The 22,668-nt window shown below is 41.4% G+C and carries 26 protein-coding genes, 1 tRNA gene and 1 other annotated feature; of the genes, 26 read left to right on the forward strand and 1 reads right to left on the reverse strand.

Translation table 11 applies throughout. The annotated features are described in order from the left end of the window. The first annotated feature begins 5 nt into the window (after positions 1-5). The 11 genes from sdhA to J7I90_RS10365 all read left to right on the forward strand — a co-directional run bounded on the left by sdhA (position 6) and on the right by J7I90_RS10365 (position 10,369). Complete coding sequence (sdhA, locus tag J7I90_RS10315; RefSeq protein ID WP_034311432.1) at positions 6-1,757, forward strand: succinate dehydrogenase flavoprotein subunit; 1,752 nt, start codon at positions 6-8, stop codon at positions 1,755-1,757. Positions 1,758-1,774: 17 nt separating this feature from the next. Beyond that, a complete protein-coding gene (gene sdhB, locus J7I90_RS10320; RefSeq protein ID WP_034308984.1) occupies positions 1,775-2,548 on the forward strand; it encodes a succinate dehydrogenase iron-sulfur subunit in 774 nt (257 codons plus the stop codon). 2 nt (positions 2,549-2,550) lie between these two features. Continuing rightward, entirely contained in the window at positions 2,551-2,727 is a 177-nt protein-coding gene (locus J7I90_RS10325) for a hypothetical protein (RefSeq protein ID WP_214771150.1), read from the forward strand. An 81-nt stretch (positions 2,728-2,808) separates the two neighbouring features. Beyond that, positions 2,809-3,273 carry an acyl-CoA thioesterase gene (locus J7I90_RS10330; RefSeq protein WP_214771153.1) on the forward strand — a complete coding sequence of 155 codons (465 nt, stop codon included), beginning with the start codon at positions 2,809-2,811 and terminating at the stop codon, positions 3,271-3,273. Positions 3,274-3,395: 122 nt separating this feature from the next. Continuing rightward, positions 3,396-3,620, forward strand: coding sequence for a helix-turn-helix domain-containing protein (locus J7I90_RS10335; RefSeq protein ID WP_028392149.1), 225 nt, complete (start codon positions 3,396-3,398; stop codon positions 3,618-3,620). A 199-nt stretch (positions 3,621-3,819) separates the two neighbouring features. Then, positions 3,820-4,284, forward strand: coding sequence for a MarR family winged helix-turn-helix transcriptional regulator (locus J7I90_RS10340; RefSeq protein ID WP_214771155.1), 465 nt, complete (start codon positions 3,820-3,822; stop codon positions 4,282-4,284). 10 nt (positions 4,285-4,294) lie between these two features. Continuing rightward, on the forward strand, positions 4,295-5,098 hold the full coding sequence (gene racE, locus J7I90_RS10345) for a glutamate racemase (protein WP_214771157.1): 804 nt from the start codon (positions 4,295-4,297) through the stop codon (positions 5,096-5,098). Between the two features lie 319 nt (positions 5,099-5,417). Further along, positions 5,418-6,497 (forward strand): GerMN domain-containing protein, encoded by a 1,080-nt coding sequence (locus J7I90_RS10350; protein WP_063594348.1) that lies wholly within the window; start codon positions 5,418-5,420, stop codon positions 6,495-6,497. Between the two features lie 199 nt (positions 6,498-6,696). Continuing rightward, a complete protein-coding gene (locus J7I90_RS10355; protein WP_214771159.1) occupies positions 6,697-7,779 on the forward strand; it encodes a GerAB/ArcD/ProY family transporter in 1,083 nt (360 codons plus the stop codon). Further along, a complete protein-coding gene (locus J7I90_RS10360; RefSeq protein WP_214771161.1) occupies positions 7,776-9,251 on the forward strand; it encodes a spore germination protein in 1,476 nt (491 codons plus the stop codon). Before J7I90_RS10355 ends, J7I90_RS10360 begins: the two co-directional genes overlap by 4 nt. After that, positions 9,248-10,369 (forward strand): Ger(x)C family spore germination protein, encoded by a 1,122-nt coding sequence (locus J7I90_RS10365; RefSeq protein WP_214771163.1) that lies wholly within the window; start codon positions 9,248-9,250, stop codon positions 10,367-10,369. The genes J7I90_RS10360 and J7I90_RS10365 overlap by 4 nt, the downstream gene beginning before the upstream one ends. Before the next feature lie 15 nt (positions 10,370-10,384). Here the strand turns inward: J7I90_RS10365 and J7I90_RS10370 are convergent, their stop codons facing one another. Beyond that, positions 10,385-10,600, reverse strand: coding sequence for a hypothetical protein (locus J7I90_RS10370; protein WP_214771166.1), 216 nt, complete (start codon positions 10,598-10,600; stop codon positions 10,385-10,387). Here J7I90_RS10370 and J7I90_RS10375 point away from each other — a divergent pair. The 15 genes from J7I90_RS10375 to J7I90_RS10445 all read left to right on the forward strand — a co-directional run bounded on the left by J7I90_RS10375 (position 10,584) and on the right by J7I90_RS10445 (position 22,663). After that, positions 10,584-11,195, forward strand: coding sequence for an XTP/dITP diphosphatase (locus tag J7I90_RS10375; RefSeq protein ID WP_214771169.1), 612 nt, complete (start codon positions 10,584-10,586; stop codon positions 11,193-11,195). The two genes, J7I90_RS10370 and J7I90_RS10375, sit on opposite strands and share 17 nt — an antisense overlap. A gap of 2 nt (positions 11,196-11,197) precedes the next feature. Continuing rightward, positions 11,198-11,710, forward strand: coding sequence for a metallophosphoesterase (locus tag J7I90_RS10380; RefSeq protein ID WP_214771172.1), 513 nt, complete (start codon positions 11,198-11,200; stop codon positions 11,708-11,710). Positions 11,711-11,884: 174 nt separating this feature from the next. Then, positions 11,885-11,958 (forward strand) — tRNA-Arg (locus J7I90_RS10385). 177 nt (positions 11,959-12,135) lie between these two features. Next, a complete protein-coding gene (locus J7I90_RS10390) occupies positions 12,136-12,336 on the forward strand; it encodes a hypothetical protein (protein ID WP_034308956.1) in 201 nt (66 codons plus the stop codon). Between the two features lie 1,060 nt (positions 12,337-13,396). Further along, the gene (locus J7I90_RS10395) at positions 13,397-14,152 is read left to right on the forward strand and encodes a DUF2087 domain-containing protein (RefSeq protein ID WP_214771175.1); all 756 of its coding nucleotides are present in this window, start codon (positions 13,397-13,399) and stop codon (positions 14,150-14,152) included. Between the two features lie 18 nt (positions 14,153-14,170). Beyond that, positions 14,171-14,533 (forward strand): GIY-YIG nuclease family protein, encoded by a 363-nt coding sequence (locus J7I90_RS10400; protein WP_214771178.1) that lies wholly within the window; start codon positions 14,171-14,173, stop codon positions 14,531-14,533. 139 nt (positions 14,534-14,672) lie between these two features. Beyond that, the gene (locus J7I90_RS10405) at positions 14,673-14,951 is read left to right on the forward strand and encodes a 2TM domain-containing protein (protein WP_214771181.1); all 279 of its coding nucleotides are present in this window, start codon (positions 14,673-14,675) and stop codon (positions 14,949-14,951) included. Positions 14,952-15,132: 181 nt separating this feature from the next. After that, on the forward strand, positions 15,133-15,306 hold the full coding sequence (locus J7I90_RS10410) for a hypothetical protein (protein WP_214771184.1): 174 nt from the start codon (positions 15,133-15,135) through the stop codon (positions 15,304-15,306). 42 nt (positions 15,307-15,348) lie between these two features. Beyond that, positions 15,349-15,702 (forward strand): YidH family protein, encoded by a 354-nt coding sequence (locus tag J7I90_RS10415; RefSeq protein WP_214771187.1) that lies wholly within the window; start codon positions 15,349-15,351, stop codon positions 15,700-15,702. A 532-nt stretch (positions 15,703-16,234) separates the two neighbouring features. Next, on the forward strand, positions 16,235-16,510 hold the full coding sequence (locus J7I90_RS10420) for a GNAT family N-acetyltransferase (protein ID WP_214771189.1): 276 nt from the start codon (positions 16,235-16,237) through the stop codon (positions 16,508-16,510). Between the two features lie 146 nt (positions 16,511-16,656). Then, a complete protein-coding gene (locus J7I90_RS10425; RefSeq protein WP_214771192.1) occupies positions 16,657-17,193 on the forward strand; it encodes a M15 family metallopeptidase in 537 nt (178 codons plus the stop codon). Positions 17,194-17,444: 251 nt separating this feature from the next. Next, positions 17,445-17,703: a binding site (T-box leader), on the forward strand. Between the two features lie 117 nt (positions 17,704-17,820). Continuing rightward, complete coding sequence (gene ilvB / locus J7I90_RS10430) at positions 17,821-19,536, forward strand: acetolactate synthase large subunit (RefSeq protein WP_214771197.1); 1,716 nt, start codon at positions 17,821-17,823, stop codon at positions 19,534-19,536. A gap of 3 nt (positions 19,537-19,539) precedes the next feature. Beyond that, positions 19,540-20,052 carry an acetolactate synthase small subunit gene (gene ilvN / locus J7I90_RS10435; RefSeq protein WP_214771199.1) on the forward strand — a complete coding sequence of 171 codons (513 nt, stop codon included), beginning with the start codon at positions 19,540-19,542 and terminating at the stop codon, positions 20,050-20,052. A 60-nt stretch (positions 20,053-20,112) separates the two neighbouring features. Continuing rightward, positions 20,113-21,141, forward strand: coding sequence for a ketol-acid reductoisomerase (gene ilvC / locus J7I90_RS10440; protein WP_048688871.1), 1,029 nt, complete (start codon positions 20,113-20,115; stop codon positions 21,139-21,141). Beyond that, entirely contained in the window at positions 21,128-22,663 is a 1,536-nt protein-coding gene (locus J7I90_RS10445) for a 2-isopropylmalate synthase (protein ID WP_214771201.1), read from the forward strand. The genes ilvC and J7I90_RS10445 overlap by 14 nt, the downstream gene beginning before the upstream one ends. Positions 22,664-22,668: the final 5 nt, after the last annotated feature.

Here is a 22,668-nt window from a genome sequence, read left to right on the forward strand (position 1 = left end):
CAGAATTGGGTAAAGGTAAAATAGTTATCGTTGGTGGAGGTCTAGCTGGTTTAATGGCTACGATCAAAGCAGCAGAGCTGGGACAACAGGTTGATTTATTTTCTTTAGTGCCTGTTAAACGCTCTCACTCAGTTTGTGCCCAAGGCGGAATCAACGGGGCAGTAAATACAAAAGGTGAAGGGGATTCTCCATATATCCACTTCGACGATACAGTATATGGCGGAGATTTCTTGGCTAACCAACCGCCGGTTAAAGCGATGTGCGAAGCAGCACCATCAATCATTCATATGTTTGACCGTATGGGTGTTATGTTCAACCGTACTCCGGAAGGTCTTCTTGATTTCCGTCGTTTCGGTGGTACTCAACATAGCCGTACAGCATTCGCGGGTGCAACAACTGGTCAGCAATTACTTTACGCTTTGGACGAGCAGGTTCGCCGTTATGAAGTTGAAGGCCTTGTAACGAAATACGAAGGCTGGGAATTCCTTGGAGCTGTTATCGATGATGAGCAAACAGCACGCGGTATCGTAGCACAAAACCTGACTTCAATGGAAATCAAATCATTCCCTGGAGACGCAGTCATCATGGCGAGCGGCGGCCCTGGAATCATTTTCGGTAAATCAACGAACTCAATGATCAATACAGGTTCAGCAGCTTCCATCGTTTATCAGCAAGGTGTAAATTATGCTAATGGTGAGTTCATTCAAATTCACCCGACAGCAATCCCTGGCGATGACAAACTTCGTCTAATGAGTGAATCCGCTCGTGGTGAAGGTGGACGTATCTGGACATATAAAGACGGGAAACCTTGGTATTTCCTTGAAGAAAAATACCCTGCTTATGGTAATCTAGTACCTCGTGATATCGCGACTCGTGAAATCTTCGACGTATGTATGAACATGAAGCTTGGCATTAATGGTGAAAACATGGTTTACCTGGATCTATCACATAAAGATCCTAAATTACTTGATATTAAACTTGGCGGAATCATTGAAATCTACGAGAAATTCATGGGTGAAGATCCTCGTAAAGTTCCAATGAAAATTTTCCCTGCCGTTCACTATTCTATGGGCGGACTTTGGGTTGATTATGACCAAATGACTAACATCAAAGGTTTATTCGCTGCAGGTGAGTGCGATTATTCACAACATGGCGGTAACCGTCTTGGTGCCAACTCACTTCTTTCTGCAATTTATGGTGGTTCAGTCGCTGGACCGAATGCCGTTAAATATATTGAAGGCCTTGCTAAAACTTCAGAATCCATTCCTTCTTCATTGTATGAAGGGTACGAAAAACAAGAACAAGAGAAATGGAATGAAGTCATGTCTCTTGATGGTAACGAAAATGCGTACATCCTTCACAAAGAACTTGGTGAGTGGATGACTCAGCATGTTACTGTAGTTCGTTACAATGACAAGCTGAAAGAAACGGATAACAAGATTCTTGAGCTGATGGAACGTTACAAGAAAATTAACATCAATGACACGGCAAAATGGAGTAACCAAGGAGCTGCATTCACTAGACAGCTGCAAAACATGATGCAATTGGCCCGTGTAATCACAATTGGTGCGTTAAACCGTGATGAAAGCCGCGGAGCGCATTACAAACCTGATTTCCCAGAACGTAATGATGAGGAATTCATGAAAACTACTATGGCAACATTCAAAGGCTTGGATCAAGCACCTGAATTCCATTATGAAGATATTGATGTATCACTGATCGCACCGCGTAAACGTGACTACACTACGAAACACTAAAGAGGGGGAGCAAAAAAATGGTTGAAACTAAATCTGAGACTAAAACAGTCCGTTTTATAATCACTCGTCAAGATACACCGGATTCAGCTCCTTATGATGAGGAATTCGAATTAGCGTACCGTCCGAATATGAACGTAATTTCCGCTCTAATGGAAATTCGTCGTAATCCAGTAACGGTACAAGGCAAGCACACTACAGCAATCGCATGGGACATGAACTGTCTTGAAGAGGTATGTGGTGCTTGTTCAATGGTTATCAATGGTAAACCAAGACAATCATGTACAGCTCTCATCGATCAATTGGAGCAGCCGGTTCGTCTAGCGCCAATGCGTACATTCCCTGTTGTTCGTGACCTGCAAGTCGATCGCAGCCGTATGTTCGACTCATTGAAAAAGGTAAAAGCATGGATTCCAATCGATGGAACGTATAACCTTGGACCAGGACCGCGTATGCCAGAAAAGAAACGTCAATGGGCTTACGAGTTATCTAAATGTATGACTTGCGGTGTATGTTTGGAAGCTTGTCCGAACGTAAACAGCAATTCAGACTTCATTGGGCCACAACCATTATCACAAGTCCGTTTATTCAATGCACATCCAACTGGTGCAATGAACAAAGCTGAACGTTTAAATACGATCATGGGTGATGGAGGACTTGCAAACTGCGGTAACTCACAAAACTGCGTGCAGTCTTGCCCTAAAGGTATTCCATTAACGACTTCGATTGCAGCGTTGAACCGTGATACTACGATCCAACAATTCCGTAACTTCTTCGGCAGTGATGAAGTTTAATCATGAACATGAAAGAACCTGTATCTTATGATATGGGTTCTTTTTTTCATGTTTTACATACGCAGACTTGGTCGGGCACCGATGATAACTGGGATCGAAGCGAAATGGAATTGAGGCACCCAGCAAAAAGGCTGAAGGATTTGATTAATGAAGTGAGCAATAAGCGAATTAACCTGTAATAAGTATAAAATCCTTTTCAATATCGTTGTTTTCTTATAAAATGAGTGAATAGTCATTCAATTCAGAAAGGGTGTGCCAAGATGGGCAGAATATCATATATCGATAATATAACGGAGTGGATCAATGATTTTTCTTTTAAACATGAGATTAAGGTCCGTTTTTCAGAAACTGATATGTTTGGGCACTTGAATAACACGATTCCTTTTACTTATTTTGAGGAAGCTCGGATTGAGTATTTCAACAGTATGGGGTTCATGAAGGATTGGACCTCGTCTGAATGTGGTGAGATGCCGGTTGTTGCCAATTTACAGTGTGATTACCTTAAGCAGATGTTTTTCAATGATCAATTGACAATCCATGTGAAAGCTGACCATATCGGAAATTCTTCAGTGGATCTACACTATATGGGGACTAAACAAGATGGTTCAATTTGTTTAACGGGCAGGGGGACGATTGTGCAAGTGTCCAAGGCCACTGGGAAGCCGGTACCTTGGACGGAAGACATGAAGCGTTCGATGCTGCATACTGTGCTGGAACATTCCTAAAAATATTTCCATTTAGACAAGTAAAAGAGTCACTCCATTGCCCCAGCCGACATACTATATCTTGACTAAATAGACACCCACTCCGGGTTTTATGCTGGTGAAGGCAAGGAGGGTAACATTACTTGAAGGAGAACGAATTCACTCATAAGCCATTACTCACCAAAAGAGAAAAAGAAGTATTTGAGTTACTAGTACAAGACAAAACAACAAAAGAAATCGCAGGTGAATTGTTTATTAGCGAAAAAACAGTTCGAAACCATATTTCGAATGCGATGCAGAAGCTTGGAGTTAAAGGACGTTCGCAGGCAGTCATAGAACTCCTTCGTATGGGAGAACTTAAGCTTTAAGTGTTAACTCTTAATACGTAAGCCTTATAAATAATTTCTCTCCCGTTCATTGGCAGCATATAAGGAAGGGCAAAACAATTTGGGTGTTTTGACTTCTTTGGATGCTGCTTATTTTTATGGTGGGGTTTCATTATGATTCCAGTCAATCAATCTTGAAAATCATTTCACTTTCATCCAAAATGGTAGTATGATAAGTTTCATGAAGTGGGGAGCTGTGTTTATGGATGAAGAGAAGCAGGCGGCATATGTAGCCGATATCGAGAAGGAATTGCGCTATGTATCGTCATGGCTTAAGCAAAGGGGGAGAGAAATTCTCCATGATTATAAAATTACCATTCCTCAATTCGTGGCTTTGCAATGGCTTTTTGAATCAGGCGACATGACGATTGGCGAATTGTCCACGAAGATGTTTCTCGCCTTCAGTACAACGACGGACCTGATTGACCGCATGGAGAAACATCAGCTTGTCCAGCGTGTCAGGGATGAAAAGGATCGGCGTGTGGTTCGAATTCACCTTCTTGAAGAAGGCGAACGGATAATCGAAGAAGTGATTAATAAACGGAGGCAGTACTTGAATGGCGTGTTAGTCAATTTTAACGAATCTGACATCATGTCCCTCAAAGGGATTCTAGTAAAACTACATCAAGAAATGAAAGAAAAATGAGGCGAGTTTTTTGAAACAACCGATAGGCATCATTGATTCAGGGGTAGGCGGCTTGACAGTAGCTAAAGAAGTCATGCGTCAGCTTCCAAATGAAAATATAATTTACTTAGGTGATACAGCAAGATGCCCATATGGGCCGAGGACAAAAAAAGATGTCCAAACCTTCACATGGCAAATGACGAGGTTTTTGATGAAGAAGGATATAAAAATGCTGATCATTGCTTGCAATACAGCGACTGCAGCTGTTTTGGATGAAATCAGGGCTATACTTCCGATTCCTGTGTTGGGTGTCATTCACCCAGGGGCAAGGGCGGCATTGAAAGTATCCGATTCCTTGCATATTGGAGTTATTGGTACGGAAGGCACGGTAAAAAGCAAAGCTTATGACGATGCACTTGCCTCCATCAATTCCGATGTGAAAGTAGATAGTTTAGCATGCCCGAAATTTGTCCCAATCGTAGAAAGCGGGGAGTTTCAAGGGGGGATCGTCAATCGGGTCGTGGCACAAACCTTGAACCCGTTGAAGAAAACGAAGATCGATACACTGATCCTTGGCTGTACCCATTATCCACTGCTGGGGCCTGTAATCTCTTCCTATATGGGGAAAGATGTACAAGTCATTTCCTCTGGAGAAGAGACGGCCCGGGAGGCAAGTGTCATTTTGGATTACTATAAATTAATCAATAAAAGCAAGCTCCGTCCAGTTCATCGCTTTTACACAACCGGTTCAAGAGATATGTTTGGTTCCATCGCATCAAGCTGGCTCGGTATTCATGCCAATACCATCGAAACAATTAAAATCGATCACTTATAAGACTTCCATTTGGAAATTTCAGACTGCAGACAAACTCGATGAAAATGGAGTTTGTCTGCAGTCTTTTTGGGCTTGTACATTTGGCCGATGTTTGGAGCGTGAGGCACTCTTTTCCCCGCAGGTGGATGAAATGACCCTATCCCTCATTCCGGTTATACTTTGGGTGGGAGTCGAGTGTCTCCCCAAATCCTATGAAGCTGAAAAAGATGCATCAGTACGGGCAAATTGCCCAGCTCCATTATCGGAGGGAAAAATAATTGGTCTATTTTCCCCTAGGGCTCGTATAAATAGGAGTACAAACTGTCCTAGGAGTGATTTTATGTCCAATAAATCAAAAGTAACAATGGCTGTGACCATTCTGGCATCTTCTTTTTGGCTTTCAGGCTGCGGATTATTTGGCGGTGAAGAGAAAAAGGAAATTGATCCCCCGAAGGATGTTTCATTAGTCGAGGATGAATCTTCATTAAAAGAAACAGAAACGAATGGTGAGGAAAAGCCAGCGACTGAGGGAGAAGAAGGCGCTGTAGAATCGAAAACGGTGAAGACGGAGTTATATTTAATTGATAAAAGCGGGTATGTGGTTCCACAGACATTGGAACTTCCTAAATCGGAAGCTGTCGCTAAACAAGCCCTTGATTACCTTGTCAATAACGGACCAGTCACGGATAAACTTCCAAATGGGTTCAGGGCCGTCATTCCTGCCGATACCCAAATAAGCGTGAACATTAAAGACGGGGTGGCTGTGGCGGACTTTTCGCCGGAATTCAAAAACTATCAGAAAGAGGATGAACTTAAAATCCTTCAAGCCATCACATGGACCCTGACACAATTCGACTCGGTCGATAAAATTCAAATGAGAATCAATGGGGAAGATATTTCTGAAATGCCGGTCAATGGCACACCGATAGATGAAAATATCTCAAGGTCGTCAGGAATCAATATCGATACAAGTGATGTAGTCGACATATCCAATACCAAAGCACTGACCGTTTATTATGTAGGCGGAGATGAGGAGTACACTTATTATGTTCCGGTGACGCGCAGGATCAGCGAAACGGTGTCTGATAATGTAACAGCAGTCATTCAGGAATTAACGAAGAGCCCTTCAGGTTCTAACCTGCAAACAGGGTTCATGAGTGATGTAGCTTTACTTGACGAGCCTAAAGTTGCAGAAGGTAAGGTCAGCCTGAATTTTAACGAAAATATCCTTGGAAGCTTTAAAGAGAAAAAGGTATCACAGGAGGTCCTTGATGCCTTGGTCCTTTCCTTGACGGAACAGAAAGGAATTGAAAGCGTTGAAGTGCAAGTGCAGGGCAGCGCAGATGTTCTTAATGAAGAAGGTAAAAAATTATCCGAACCAGTGGTCCGTCCAGAGAAAGTCAACACAGGCAGTTTTTAAATATATCTAGAAATAGAACAATGAGGCAGCTTGCAGCTGCCTCTTATTTTTTTGCCTCCGCCAGTGAATGACCACGCTGATAGAGAGTTGAAAGCTATACCACCCCTAAGCAATTTCCCGTGTTTTGGGAAAGTTTTTACATAAATAAATTTTTAAAAGGGGAAATTACTTTTAAATATGTAATTAATGGGGGGGCATTATGGATCAAAAGGTAATTCAGGCTTTACACATCTATGTTTTAATCATCATGAATACAGGGTTCATGGTACATGTCCTGCTCCTTCCCAATATCTTATCCGCATCCCAACGCGACGGATGGATAAGTATCATAATAAGTGTTGTTCCTTGTATCGTTTGGACACTATTTATTTATTATATTTATAAAAAACTAGATAAAGAAGATATAATCACTTTTCTGAAAAAATGGTCTACGCCTTTTGTTACATTTATTTTCACGATAGCATTTGGCTTGTACTTTATAATTAACGCCTTCATTACCGTTAAATTCACAGTGATTTGGGCAAAAGCCAATTATACTCATGATATACCAAACATCGTAGTCGTCAGCATATTCACTTTTATTTGTATTTTTGCAAGTTATAAAGGTATACGCACCATAAGTACTTTGGCTCTCCTATTTCTTCCGGCCGTCACTTTATTCGGGATATTTGTAGGGCTGGGGAACACGAGTAATAAGAATTACGAATTATTGTTCCCGGTATTTGAAAGCGGGTATCGCAATACTTTAAATGGAATGATGTATATGAGTGCAGGATATTTAGAAATCATCGTTTTTTTATTTTTAACTCCTTACCTCAAAAATAAGCTAAAAGCCAAGTGGCTTTTACTGGTAGGTATTATCTTAATCATGCTGACGTTAGGCCCCCTCATGGGAGCGATTGCAGAATTTGGTTCGGCGGAAGCAGTGAAAATGAGGAATCCTGCTTATGAACAGTGGAAGTTGTTAAGGTTTGGCTATTATATTACTCGACTCGATTTCCTCTCCATTTTCCAATGGCTTTCAGGTGCCGTGATTCGAATAAGTTTATGTTTATTTATTGGCTATAAGTTAATCTCAAATTCAAAACATCAAAAGTGGATACTGCTTTCACTATACTTGTTAATTGTTATTGGAACACTAATCCATTGGGATGCTACTTCATTTTATTATTTTATATACAAATATTTCTTTCCAATCTGCAGTCTATTTCTTTTGAGTGCCGCAATTGTCCTGTTATTTCTTGTTTTTAAAAAGGGGAAAGGAAAAGGTGAAACATTATGAAGAAGGGAAAATTGAATGGAACTCCTTCTTACATTGACCAAATCCAAAAATGGTTTGAACATTCTTCCGATGTTGTTTTAAGAACAAAAACCTTTGATAATGAAGGTCGTTATCTGTTGGGATTTTTATATGCGCCGAACTTAGTGGATATGCCATTCATCAATGAAATGATTCTGCCTACAATATCAAATGCGGTTCAAGAAAATGGGGAATTAACAATTGATCAATTAAGTAATATTATGGAGATCAGTACACTAAAAAGGGGCTCCAATCTAAAAGAGGAAGTGGAAAGCATTCTTTTTTCTGGAGACCTGATCATCATTAATGAATCTTCCAATGAAATTTACCATACCCCATTATCCAATTCCCCTAAGCGCAGTCCGGAAGAATCCAATATAGAATCTTCGATTCGGGGACCTAGGGATGGATTTGTTGAGAATATATCGGATAACATGTCTTTAATTCGCCAAAGGTTAAAAACGGCATCACTTAAATGTATAGAATATACAATCGGGAAAAGAAGTAAAACTAAAATATTGCTGCTTTATATAGATGACATTATCAATCCCTCGATTCTTTTGGATATTAAAAAACGATTGGATTCATTAAAGGCTGATATCATAGTAAGCAGCTACCAAGTTGAAGAACTCTTATATGATAATCAATTTGCCATCTTCCCCTTAATGGATTATATCGGTCGGCCTGACTATGTTGTTGATTCCTTGAATCAAGGGCGCTTTGCCATCCTGGTAGACGGGAATCCCACAGGCTTGATCGGGCCAACGAGTATTAATCAGTTGCTTTATTCTGCTGATGACGCACATGCAAGCTTTTTTTACATTAGTTTCATGCGCATCATTCGTGTAGTTGCCTTATTTGTAACGGTTACGTTACCGGGATTTTTTATAGCGTTGGTCTCCTATCAATTCGATCAAATTCCCTTTTCGCTTCTTGCTACGATTTCAATCACGAGACAGGGATTACCCATACCTGCTTCTTTGGAGGCATTCATGATGATCATATTGTTCGAACTATTTAAAGAAGCTGGTCTTCGCCTGCCAAAAGCTGTAGGTCCGAACGTTTCTGTGTTGGGTGGATTGATTATAGGTGATGCAGCGATTCGGGCAGGGCTGACTTCACCCTCCATGCTCGTAGTAATAGCTGTTACAGTTCTCTCAAGCTATACCTTGATCAATCAGAATATCGCTGGGAATATCGTTCTTATAAGGTTATTCATATTTGCATGTTCAGCTTTTCTAGGCTTGTTTGGATTCTTCATGGGACTATTTCTTATCTTGATTGTTGTGGTTTCCTTGGAAAGTTTCGGACAGCCTTTTGTGAATCCATTTTCCAAACCAAATAAATCCGACATGTTAAAAGTCTTATTCAAGCTTCCGTATGGGGTGATAAGGCAGCGGAATCAAGCCCTACAGTCGAGTGATAATGAACCGCAAAAGGAGTCGGACGAATGAGAAAGCTAATTATAGTCTTGGTTATTGGCTGTCAACTTTTACTGACGACAGGATGCTGGGGAATGAAGGAAATTCAAGCTCAAACATATGGATCCGCTCTAGGGATCGATTATAAAGATGGTGAATTCATCTTATACTTTGAGGCATTGAATTTTGCGGATATAGCAAAACAAGAGGGGGCTGCTGCATTACAAGAAAAATCTTCAGTTTTGATTGGGGAAGGTAAAGGGGAAAGTATCGAAGAGGCATTTACTGAATTAGAACAAAATGCAGCATTGCCACTTTATATCGGGCATATTAACTCCTTCGTTTTAAGTGAGAATGTAATCAAGAAGAAAATGAAGGATTTCATTGAATATGTAGGGAAAGAGCCCTTATTGCGATACAATTCATGGCTGTTTGTTACAAACGAAGATATTAGAAAGGTGTTTGACAGTGATAGTTTCTTTAACCTTCCTAACTTATTCACGATCATTCAAAGGCCAGAGACCGTTATTGATGAGAACTATTTCATTTCCCCGTTAAAATTCAATGAACTGGTTTCGAAATTTTATCAACCGGTTGGTTCCATTCTGATTCCCTCCATGGTCATAAATGAGCATCACTACTCAGAGAAGGGGGTAGAAAAAAAGATACCGACGTTGAATGGCGGCTATGTTTTATCAAAACAACAGTATAAAGGGTTCGTAAGTAAGCAAGATTTGATTGGTATGAAATGGGTTGAAAATAAGGCGACAGTCATGTTTTTTTCCTTGAATAAACAAAAGGTAAGTGTTGAAATCATGGAGCCCAAAACAAACATCAAAGTATTGGAACAACAAAAGAAACCCTTATATGATTTAAATGTTAAAGCAAATGGGATATTGAAACAAAATATAGATAATTTGGATATGGAAAAAATCGAAAAAAAGGTAGAAATAAAAATTAAGCAAGATATTTTGAAGACATTGGAGACGGGGGAAAAAATTAATACAGACCTTTTTAACATAAGTGAAAAGGCATACAGATACCATGTCAATAAGTGGGATAATAAAATTATTAATTCTTTTGATAAAACTTCAATAAATAACATAAAAGTTAAAATCCATATTGAACATAGTGAAAATTACAAACGTTAGTTAATAAGTTTCAGGTTATTGCAGATGGGGGAGTTGTGTTAGACTTAACTTATCTGGAAAATTCAGCGGCTGTTGTTGATCATGATAGGCAGGGCTGAATCCGTCCGTTGGCACTGGAGAAGAAGCGGCTTTTACATATGACGAATGACAGCAAATTCTTTCCAGCCCCAAAAGGGCCCCTGTGCCGATAAAATGAAAAAGGGTGAAATGAAAAATGAAGACAGTTATCATTGCAACGAAAAATAAAGGGAAAGCCAAGGAGTTCGAAAGCTTATTTTCTGCTAAAGGTTATGAAGTCAAAACACTTCTCGATGTACCGGATGCCCCTGATGTGGAGGAAACAGGCACGACCTTTGAAGAAAATGCGATCCTGAAGGCAGAGGCCATTGCCCATCAGCTAGGCCATTTTGTCATTGCTGATGATTCCGGATTGATTGTTGATGCATTGGAGGGCCGTCCAGGCGTATATTCTGCCCGCTATGCTGGAGAGGCCAAGAGTGATGAAGCAAACACGGGAAAAGTCCTCCGCGAACTGGAAGGCGTGCCAAAGGATGCTAGGACGGCGAGATTTTATTGCGCCTTGGCACTAGCGTCACCCAACCAGGAAACGATTACGGTATCGGGAACGATGGAAGGCTTGATCACGGAACAGCCTTCAGGAACGAATGGATTTGGTTATGATCCCATCTTTTTTGTAGAGGAACAAGGCAAAACAAACGCTGAATTGACAAAAGAGGAAAAAAACCAAATCAGCCACCGTGCCAACGCATTGAGGGCTCTAGATGAAAAACTTGATCTATTTCTAAAAAGGGAAGAAGGAATGTGACGATGAAGGTGCTAATAATGAGTGACAGTCATGGCTTAACTCATGAAATCAGCATGATTGCCGACCGTCATAAACAAGAGGTCGCCGCCATGATCCATTGCGGTGATTCAGAGTTGGAAAGAAATGACCCTCACATGTCGGAGTTTTTGGCCGTTGGCGGGAATTGCGACTATGATTCGGCATATCCGGATGATATTGTGGAGAACATCTCAGGCAAGCGTTTCTTCGTTACGCATGGACACCTCTATAATATAAATATGACCTTGATGAACCTATCTTATAAAAGTGAGGAGACAGGGGCGGATATTATTTGCTTTGGTCACTCCCATGCTGCAGGCTCAGAGTGGATTGACGGCAAGCTCTTCATCAACCCGGGAAGCATACGGCAGCCGCGGGGACGAAAAGAGAAAACCTATGCCATTTTGGAGATTGGAAATGACCAATTTGAAATCATCTATTATGACCTTGATGGAAAAATCGTTGAGGATCTAAAAAATGCTTATCAAATGGAATGACTTCATGTATAATGAACAGGAAGCGTTTTTCCCCGCTTCCTGGTTCTTAAAAAAAAAGAAAAAACTTTTTTTGAAAAACCGTTGACTTCCTTTTGATATCCTACTATAATAAGAAGTGTCCTAAGGGAACAGTTAAGGTAATACATAAGTTTTACCGCAACTTATATCATAAACGTCTCAGTAGCTCAGCTGGATAGAGCAACGCCCTTCTAAGGCGTCGGTCGGGAGTTCGAATCTCTCCTGGGACACTAACTTAAAAAGCCAAAACCTTCTAAAGGTTTTGGCTTTTTTACTTTTTTGGGTTGTTTAAGCTAACGAGGGTCATTTCGATTTGCATCCTTTTAACCATGAAATTTTTTATTTCATATTTATCGCAGGTGGATGACCATTTATGTCGAACTTGTAATAAATAAGGAGATGTTTAAATGAATAAAGATAGATTATTCAAGTTCATTCAAACTTCCACTCGGGGAAATTTCTTCTCAGTCGAAATAACCGAAGATGGAACAGAAGTGGTCCAATTAGCCAAAGAGTTAGAAAAAGAAGGAAGAATCAAGTTGAGGGAATGTAAACGAAAAGAAAAAGGTGTTTATCTGGAAGGAATACTTAAGTTTGTGCCTAGCTAATACTTAATGAACTCTGCGAAGGATTTTTATAAGGAATTTCATAAAACATTCTTCGCGACAAAATGGGAATCGGAGACCGAACGGTGAGGTGAGGGTTAAAAAAATTCATGAACGGTCGAATATTGTGTGGTTTAGGTCGATGAACTGCTCCGATCTTTATAGTTTTAACTGTAATCCTCACTGGATTGAAGAAATTTGCACAGCGCTACTGCCGAATAACTGGCAGCCGAGATACCAAAAATGCTTGCTTTGATGCGGCTTGGCAGACAGTCGGCGGAAAGGGAGCGGATTTCTGAAATCAACTCCAACTTTCTCAAATAAAAAACTGTAGGCAAAAGGAGTTCTATCCGAATTTTTAAACATAGTTGTTTGGATCGGGTGTGCGAGACTCCTGCGGGAATAGCGAGTCCAAGGGAGACCCCACAGGCGCAAGTGCGCCGAGGGCCTGGAGGCAACGTTCAATTTGTACAAGCTAAAAAAACTGTAGGTAAAATCGACTTACATCGAATTTTGTCTACAGTCTGAGGCATCCATTCGTGGATGCCTTTTTCTATTTAAGGTTTGGAGATTATTTTTAATGATTCACGGTTTTTGATTATTGCCGTATTTAATTCTTGGACAGGCGAATTTTTATCATCTGCTTCACTCAGCTGCATTGATTGTTTTTGTATAAGTGATTCAATCGTATCGCGTAATTCTGGCAGTGAGACCTTGAATTATTCGGATATATGTTGTAAGGCCTTGTGTAATCGGTGTTATGGATTGATGGAATCGCCTCGTTTTCCTCTTTCAATAAAGATATCCCCTCTAAAGCTTATTCACGTTTATAAAGCATATTATAGGGGAATTTCCGCTTATTATTCAGGATACTATATCGGCATAGTGCCATGGGGACCGTTTAATGGAAGGTGAAATCCCTTGTCAGCTTAATGTCATGAAGTCCCTCTTACTAAGCATAATTTGCTGGAGTTATAAAAAAACAGAAAAAACATTGACATAATACAAACAAATTAATATTATGTTTATTATATTGTAAACTTTATAGGGAAGTGTTTGTTTAATGAAGGACGCAGAAATATTTTGGAGCGCATCTCAGGATGAGCTTAAACAAGGGTACATCGAAGGTGAAAATCAATATGTTTGTTTGCTGTGTGGAAATGCAGTTGAAAAGGGGATAGTATACCCGAAAGATGGAGTTCTTTATGAAGCGGAGAGGTATATGCGCATTCATATTGAACATGCACACAGCTCGGTTTTTGAATACTTGATTGACCTCGATAAAAAACTTACAGGTCTCACCGACCATCAAAACCGTCTTCTTCGACTTTTTTACCAAGGGAAGAATGATGCGGAGGTTCAGGAGGAAATCGGAATTGGCAGCCCTTCCACCATTCGGAACCATCGTTTTGTGTTGAAAGAGAAAGAGCGTCAGGCTAAGTTGTTTTTAGCCCTGATGGAACTGTTGAAAGATAAAGATGAACACGCGCCGGCATTTATCCCGCTTCATCAAAAAGCAAGGATGGTCGATGATCGTTATAACGTTACTGAAGATGAAAAGATGACTGTACTGAAAAAATACTTCCCTAAAGGCAGTCAGGATGCATTAAAATCTTTTCCGCCAAAGGAAAAACAAAGGCTGATCATTCTCCAAGAAATTATGAACCGTTTTGAAAATGAGCGGAAATACGAAGAAAAAGAAATCAATCAAATATTGGGTGCCGTTTATCATGATCATGTTCTTTTGAGAAGATACTTAATAGAATATGGATTCTTGGATAGAAAGCCTGATGGGAGCCAATATTGGCTGAAGAAATGATGACTGGGGGCAAGAAAGATGGATCGTAAAAAAGAATTGAAGCAATTATATAAAGAAACGAAGGTTGAAGCAGGGGTATACCAAATCAGAAATACGGTAAATAATAAAGTCTTTATCGGAAGCACCAGGAATTTAAAGACGTTGAAGGGGAAACAATTTGAATTGGAAGTCGGGACAAACACCAATAAAGTGCTGCAAAGTGAGTGGAACCAATATGGGAAAGATGCTTTTTCTTTTGAGGTACTGGAGGTATTGAAGCCAAAAGAAACAGGATTTTTTGATGCTAAACGGGAATTGAAAAAACTTGAAGAAATGTGGCTGGAAAAAATACAGCCTTACGAAGAACGGGGATACAATAGAATGAAACCCGCTGACTTGTAGGTGGTCTTTAGAGATTCTCCTTGATTCCCAGCTGCCGATTTACCTTTGAAGCATTTCACTCTTATTTCTTTATGAAAAATAAGGTATTATGGAAGCGGATGGTAATTTATTTTAATGTTAATGATTAGGAGGTGCTGGGATGGAAAATGGAGATGGATATCTACGGGCGAAAAAAAGGGTTGAAAACCTTAAGTCATTCTACATTCATCTAATGGTGTATGTATTGGTGAATGTTATGTTGATTGCGATTAATCTATTGACGGATCCTGGTTATTGGTGGTTCCTTTATCCCCTTGGAGGGTGGGGGATTGGTGTTCTGATACATGGAATTACCATTCTTGCACAAGGAAACTTCGGGTCTGAGTGGGAAGAAAGAAAAATAAAAGAATATATGGAAAAGGATAAAAAGAACGGCTGAAATGGGCGTGTTCAAAACAGGGAGTCATTTGTGGCTCTTTTTTTGTGGGAAAATAATCGGTGGATCTCACTTGTTGTAAGTTTTTAAATGGTTTAAGCTAGTAATGGGGGGCCTATCTATAAAAAGGGGGAAACCCGTGAAGGACCTTCACTAAATAATAAATTAATCTTAGGAGTCGCGAATGAAAAAAATAGGATGGACCATAACGGGGATCGGGGCAATCATGGCGCTGGGGGCCTTGCTTTATCCTTTGAATGTTATTGATAAAACTCTATGTATATATTTATTGTTCGGCGGTGCAGGGCTAATGTTTGTCGGTTCAATGTTCAGGGCCTTTTCGCTCCTGAAAAGATGACTGATTTTACGTTTGATAAAAACGATCGATTAAGGTGATGACATGGAGAAAAACCAATTGAAATATGCCCAGCAGCACCTGGCTAATGAACGCACCTTCTTGGCGTGGATAAGAACGGTGATTGCAATAGTGGGAGTTGGTTTTCTTGCGACAAGCCTGCATTTTACGATTGGTGTGCATCGGGATGCCCGGATTGACTTGATCAGCATCGTGCTGGGGATGTTTGCGTGTGCATTGGGACTTGTGATTACCGTACTGGCGACAATCGGTTATCTTCAGAAGAAACGGCAAATCAATGAAGGGACGTTCCAGCCTTCAAGTGCTCACGTAATTCTAATCGCTGTTTTTATGGTCATATTGTTATCGTTGATCATTTTATATTTTGTTTTCATTTAAAACTGTCCTAAACTGAATAGGGCAGTTTTTTCTGTTTCTGCTATTATATACTTATTCTTACATTGTTACGGAAAGTTTTATTCCATTAATTCATTGTCATCAAAAAACGAAAGCTTGAAAAACACTGTATTTCAGGTTATGAAAGAATCATTCAGACTGTAGACAAATTCGAAGAAAACGAGTTTTCCTGTAATTTTATGGCGGTTACAATTTGGCCGTGGATTTCCGATCCAGGCACTCGCTTTCCGCGGACGGCCTGGGTGCGCCTGTGGTGTCTCGCACCTTCTCTACAATCAACTTCGTTATAAAATTCAAGGAATCGATACTAAGGGAGTTAAAGGTATTTTGTCTTTTGCCTTCCTTAAAAAAATATAAACCATCATCGGTTTGTAAATAAACTTCACATGGGTAATGCTAACTTTATAACCCTTGAAAGTACTTGCTTTATTCAATTTCAATCACGTTTTAAATATTTGTTTATTTTCCTTTTTTGTGAGATATGATAAAGAGGAATTAAAAGGAGGTCATCGTGATGGTGGATATCAAAAAAGGTGAAGGTTCTTTTTTTGTCGAAGAATCTGGTGAGAAATTAGCGGAAATTACATTCTTTAAATCAGGTGATGAGGAGATCACGGTCGATCATACCGTTGTTTCTGACAAGCTTCGCGGGCAAAAGGTAGGAAATGCCCTTGTTGAAAAGGTGATAGGATTCGCAAGGGAGGAAAACCTGAAAATTGTTCCGGTATGTTCGTTCGTTCAAAAACAATTTGAAAAAAATGCAGAATACGGGGATGTATTGGCTAAATGAACCGGAGGGCTGACTTAGGGGATGATTAATATCACCTATGTTCAGCCCTTTTTCATTTTCAGATAATCTTTATACCCCCAATAAAATAATGGTAAAGCCTTTCCTCCTGCAGTTATGTTCGCATTAAATATAGGGGAGGTGCTGGGATGGCCATCAAATTACAAACCCTATTGAATCGCGCAAAGGAAAATATGGGAAGCGGTATGAACCCGGTCGTGAACGAGACGATACTCGAAGTGGTGAAATTAGCTTATGAAGCGGGGATATTTGTTCAAATAACGGCTGGTTATCGAAGTTTCCGAGAACAAAATGAACTGTATGAACGAGGCAGAACGAATAAATCCAAGCCAATCGTGACTTATGCCAGAGGGGGGCAATCCTTGCATAACTATGGCCTTGCAGCCGATTTTGTCATCGTTAGTGATGACGGCAGGCGGGCACTGTGGACAGAGGGCGAAAAGTGGACAAGGGTGGCAGCCATCGCAAAATCCCTGGGATTCGTTTGGGGAGGGGATTTTGAATTGTTCCGTGATTTTCCGCACCTTGGAATGTCAGGCGGTTTATCAACGAGAGATCTTCAAAAGGGATGGCGGCCGAATCTTGTACCAAGAGTGGCGTCCTCAATCAGTGAAATGAAGCTGAAAGGGAAAATGGATGATTCTTTTTTAGGAACCCGATACTAGTGACTGCCATCAAGTGGGTAATGCGTGACAATCATTTAATTGGGATATCCGATGTTTTTAAAAATTAAAAATTGAAAAAACTTATTTTATAAAATGTGGTCATGATAGGTATGTAAGCGGATACAACAAATCTTTCAATTTGGAATTATCAAAAAATTTAAAAAAACCTGTTGACTACTACCTGAAATACACGTAAGATAATCACAAATACAAGACATCAAACATAAGCGTTTCGAAAAATATGAATAATGCGAAAAGCATTGAAGAGGATAAGTAGTCTTTTAAAAAGGCAGTCACAGAGAGCCGGGTAGCTGAGAGCCGGTATTGTCCCGAAAGATGAACTCACCTTGGAGTTTCAGCTTGAACGTCAGACTAGTAGAGCTGAACGGGTGCGTACCAGTACCCGTTACCAAAACAGAGAATAGTGTAGTCTATTCAAAGTGCGCATGGAGTTTCATGCGAAAAAGGGTGGTACCGTGGAGTGGCTCATCAAGCCTTTTCACCCCTTTAACTTGCCGAGTGCAAGTACATTTGGGGTGAAAAGGCTTTTTTGTATGCTCAAAAGGCTGAAAATTCTGAATTTTGAGAAAACATTCAATTAGGAAAGCGAAGGAGGTTTTTTACAAAATGACACAAAAGTCAGTTGTTGCTGATCGGAAAAGTGGAAAGACACATTATAGTGGTGCCGAATTTCTGCTGGAAGCATTGAAAAAGGAAAATGTTGAAGTCATCTTTGGTTATCCAGGAGGTTCTGTATTGCCGATTTATGACAAGCTTTACAGTTCAGAACTTTTTCATATTTTGACAAGGCACGAACAAGGTGCGATTCATGCAGCGGAAGGATACGCCAGGATTACCGGCAAGCCGGGGGTGGTCATCGTCACATCCGGTCCAGGGGCAACGAACATCGTCACTGGTTTGGCAGATGCAATGATCGACTCTTTACCGCTAGTTGTAATTTCGGGTCAGGTAGCTACCAGTGTAATCGGCTCGGATGCTTTCCAGGAAGCGGATGTACTGGGGATTACTACCCCGATCACAAAACATAACTATCAGGTAAGGAAGCCGGAAGACCTTCCGCGCATCATAAAAGAAGCGTTTTATATCGCTTCCAGCGGCCGGCCCGGTCCAGTATTGATCGATATACCTAAGGACATGGCCATTTTGGAAGGTGTATCGACGGATGAGGAGCCAGAAATGAATCTCCCCGGCTATCAGCCGACGACCAAGCCGAATTACTTGCAGATCAGAAAGCTTGTTGAAGCCGTAAGCGGGGCGAAAAGACCGGTCATTCTTGCAGGGGCAGGTGTCCTGCATGCAAAGGCCTCCCATCTATTAAAGGAATATGTCGAGCAGCAAGGCATTCCTGTCGTCCACACTTTACTGGGTCTTGGGGGCTTTCCGGCGGAACATCCACTCTTTATCGGAATGGGTGGTATGCATGGCTGCTATGCAGCAAACATGGCATTAGCGAAATGTGATCTATTAATCAATATCGGTGCAAGGTTCGATGATCGATTGACTGGAAATCTAGCGAAATTCGCACAGCACGCAACGGTTGCCCATATCGATATTGATCCAGCGGAAATCGGTAAGAATGTGCCGACAAAAATTCCAGTCGTCGGAAGTGCCAAAGAAGCACTCTCGGAATTGATTGTGCAAAATGGCAAGAAGCCGGAAATTGATGAATGGACAACACAGCTTACTGCATGGAATGAAGAGTTCCCATTGCGTTATACCCATGAAGAAGGCGTATTGAAACCTCAGCGGGTCATCCAGATGCTTCATGAAAAAACGAATGGGGAGGCCATTGTTACGACGGATGTTGGACAGCATCAAATGTGGGCAGCACAATACTATCCATTTAACAAACCGGATTCATGGGTCACTTCCGGTGGATTGGGGACGATGGGCTTTGGCTTACCTTCGGCTCTCGGAGCGCAGCTGGCGAATCCGAAAGCGACGGTGCTTTCCATATCGGGGGATGGTGGATTCCAGATGTGCCTGCAGGAGCTCTCGGTCATTGCCGAAATGAATCTGCCAATCAAAATCATCATCGTCAATAACGGTGCACTAGGGATGGTAAGACAGTGGCAGGAACTCTTTCATGATAACCGTTTCTCACACAGTATTTTCCAATCGCATCCGGACTTCGTGAAATTGGCCGATGCTTATGGAATTCCGGGATACAAGGTGACGACGGAGGAAGAAGCAAGCAACTGTCTGGATGTAGCGTTAAAGACTGATGGTCCAGTGTTGATTGATTTCCGGGTAAAACAAAACGAAAATGTATTTCCGATGGTAGCACAAGGAAAAGGGCTAGATGAAATGGAAGGAGTTTAATCAATGAAGGGAATTCTTAGCCTCACCGTGAACAACCGGCCAGGCGTCCTTAATCGGATTACGAACCTGTTCACGAAAAGAAATTATAACATTGAAGGCATGACTGTCGGACCTTCCGAACAGGATGGCATTTCAAGGATGACCTTTGTGGTCGATGTCGATGACGAAGCTGTCATTGAACAGATCACCAAGCAGCTGAATAAGCAGATTGATGTTTTGAAAGTATATGATATTACGAATCAATCGATTGTGGCGAGGGAACTTGCACTCATCAAAATATTGGTGACTACACAAACCCGAGCCGAGATTTATTCAGTCATCGAACCCTTCCGAGCTTCAGTTATTGATGTCAGTAAAGATAGCGTGACCGTCCAAATCACAGGGGAATCGGATAAAATCGAAGCCTTCATTGAACTGATCAAGCCATATGGCATCAAGGAATTGGCAAGGACAGGGACTGCCGCCATCCCGCGTGGAATGCAAATTGCACACGCAAAGAGTGCGACAATCGTATAAAACAAAAACAAAAACAAAAACAAAAACAAAAACAATGATGAAAAGGGAGATGTAATTATTATGGCAAAAGTATATTATAACGCAGAAGCAAACGAGAATTTCTTCAACAATAAAAAGGTAGCAGTCATCGGATATGGTTCCCAAGGACACGCACACGCTCAAAACCTACGTGATAGCGGTGTAGATGTAATCATCGGAATCAGAAAAGGTAAATCCTTCGATAAAGCGGTGGAAGACGGCTTTAATGTTTACACAGTGAAGGAAGCAGCTGAACAGGCAGACGTGATCATGAACCTATTACCGGATGAAACTCAGCCGAAAGTATATCAAGAAGAAATCAAACCGGTATTGCGTGCAGGTCAAGCGTTAATGTTCGCACACGGATTCAACGTCCATTTCAATCAAATCGTTCCTCCGGCAGATGTAGATGTTTTATTAGTCGCTCCAAAAGGTCCGGGACATCTTGTTCGCCGTACATATGAACAAGGGGCAGGGGTGCCGGCATTGTTCGCCATCTATCAAAATGTTACGGGTGAAGCAAGAGAATTGGCACTTGCGTACGCTCGGGGAATCGGTTCTTTAAGGGCTGGCGGTTTGGAAACCACTTTCCAGGAAGAAACGGAAACGGATCTATTTGGAGAGCAAGCTGTACTTTGCGGCGGATTGACTGCCCTTGTGAAAGCTGGATTCGAAACCTTGACAGAAGCTGGATATCAACCGGAAGTAGCATATTTCGAGTGTTTGCATGAACTTAAATTAATCATCGACCTTATGTATGAAGGCGGTATGGAAAACATGCGCTATTCCATTTCTGACACAGCTCAATGGGGAGATTTCGTTTCTGGACCACGCGTTGTGACGGAAACTACGAAAGAGGCAATGAAAGCGATCTTGAAAGACATCCAAGACGGTGAGTTCGCTAAAGGATGGATCTTGGAAAACCAAGCGAATCGTCCGGTCTTCAATGCGATCAATAATCGTGAAAACCAGCATCAAATCGAAGTGGTTGGCCGTGAATTAAGAAAAATGATGCCATTCGTGAAACCTCAACAAAAAGAGAAAGAAGTGGTAGCCGTTGCGAAAAATTAATATATTCGAAACCACACTTCGAGATGGGGAGCAATCCGCTGGTGTAAATTTGAATTTTACCGAAAAACTTGAAATCGCATATCAGCTTGAAAGATTGGGTGTTGATATAATCGAAGCCGGTTTTCCGGCAGCATCCAAAGGGGATTTCAACTCCGTACAGGAAATCGCGCGCAAAATCAAAAACAGCTCTGTCACAGGGCTGGCGCGTGCTGTACAAGGAGATATCGATGCGGCTTGGGATTCATTAAGGGGCGGCGCAGAACCAAGATTGCATACGTTCATCGCCACTTCGCCCATTCATCGTGAATATAAGTTAAAAATGTCTAAGCAGCAAGTGATTGAAAGGTCGGTTGAAATGGTTAAGTACGGAGCAGCGCGTTTTCCGATCGTACAATGGTCTGCAGAAGATGCAAGCCGTACGGAACTTGACTATTTGGCTGAAATCGTTGAAGCGGTCATTCAAGCTGGTGCCAAGGTCATTAACATTCCGGATACTGTAGGGTATGCAGCTCCAATCGAGTACGGGAACATTTTCAGGTACCTTCGTGAGCATGTTCCTTCTATTGATAAAGTTAGTTTATCCGCACACTGCCATGACGATCTTGGAATGGCGACGGCCAATTCATTGGCGGCCATCGAAGGCGGGGCTACGCAAGTCGAAGGAACAATCAACGGAATTGGTGAACGTGCCGGTAACGTGGCACTTGAAGAAGTGGCCATGGCACTCTACATCCGTAAAGATTTCTATCAAGCGGAAACGGGTCTTGTATTGAATGAAATTAAAAGGACCAGTGATTTGGTCAGCCGCCTTACGGGAATGCAGGTTCCTGCTAATAAAGCCATTATTGGTGCCAATGCTTACGCACATGAATCAGGCATTCACCAGGATGGCGTGTTAAAAGAAAAAACGACATATGAAATCATATCACCTGAACTCGTCGGGGTTTCGTCCAATTCACTCGTTTTAGGAAAGCATTCAGGACGCCATGCTTTCAAAGAAAGATTACAAGAGTTGAATTTTACGGTAACGGATGAGGAAATGAACTCATTATTCGTCCAATTCAAGGAATTGGCCGATAATAAAAAGACCATGACGGATGAAGATATCGTTGCACTGGTGCTTGAAGAGAAAGCGACGGATATCAGTTTCTATGACATGATTTCCTTGCAGATTTCCCATGGTACCCATCAGACGGCGACTGCGACGGTCACGCTGAAAAAAGGCGATAATGAAGAGATTCAGGAAGCGGCTACAGGTGCAGGAAGTGTAGAAGCCCTATATAACACGCTTGAGAGATGTTTGGGCAAAGAGATCAACTTGCTGGACTATCGAATTCAATCGGTGGGTGGCGGAATGGATGCACTCGCACAGGTTTTTGTGAAAATTGATTATAACGGTGTGGAAACAAGCGGCAGGGGTCTTGATCAGGACGTCTTGGAAGCATCCGCCAAAGCGTATTTGAACGCTGTGAACCGTGTGATCATCATGAAGGAACTGGAAGAAAAAGCAGTATTACAATAGGAAGG

The sequence above is a fragment of the Bacillus sp. ISL-57 genome, from assembly GCF_018613135.1.
Taxonomy (GTDB): Bacteria; Bacillota; Bacilli; order Bacillales; family DSM-1321; genus Peribacillus; species Peribacillus frigoritolerans.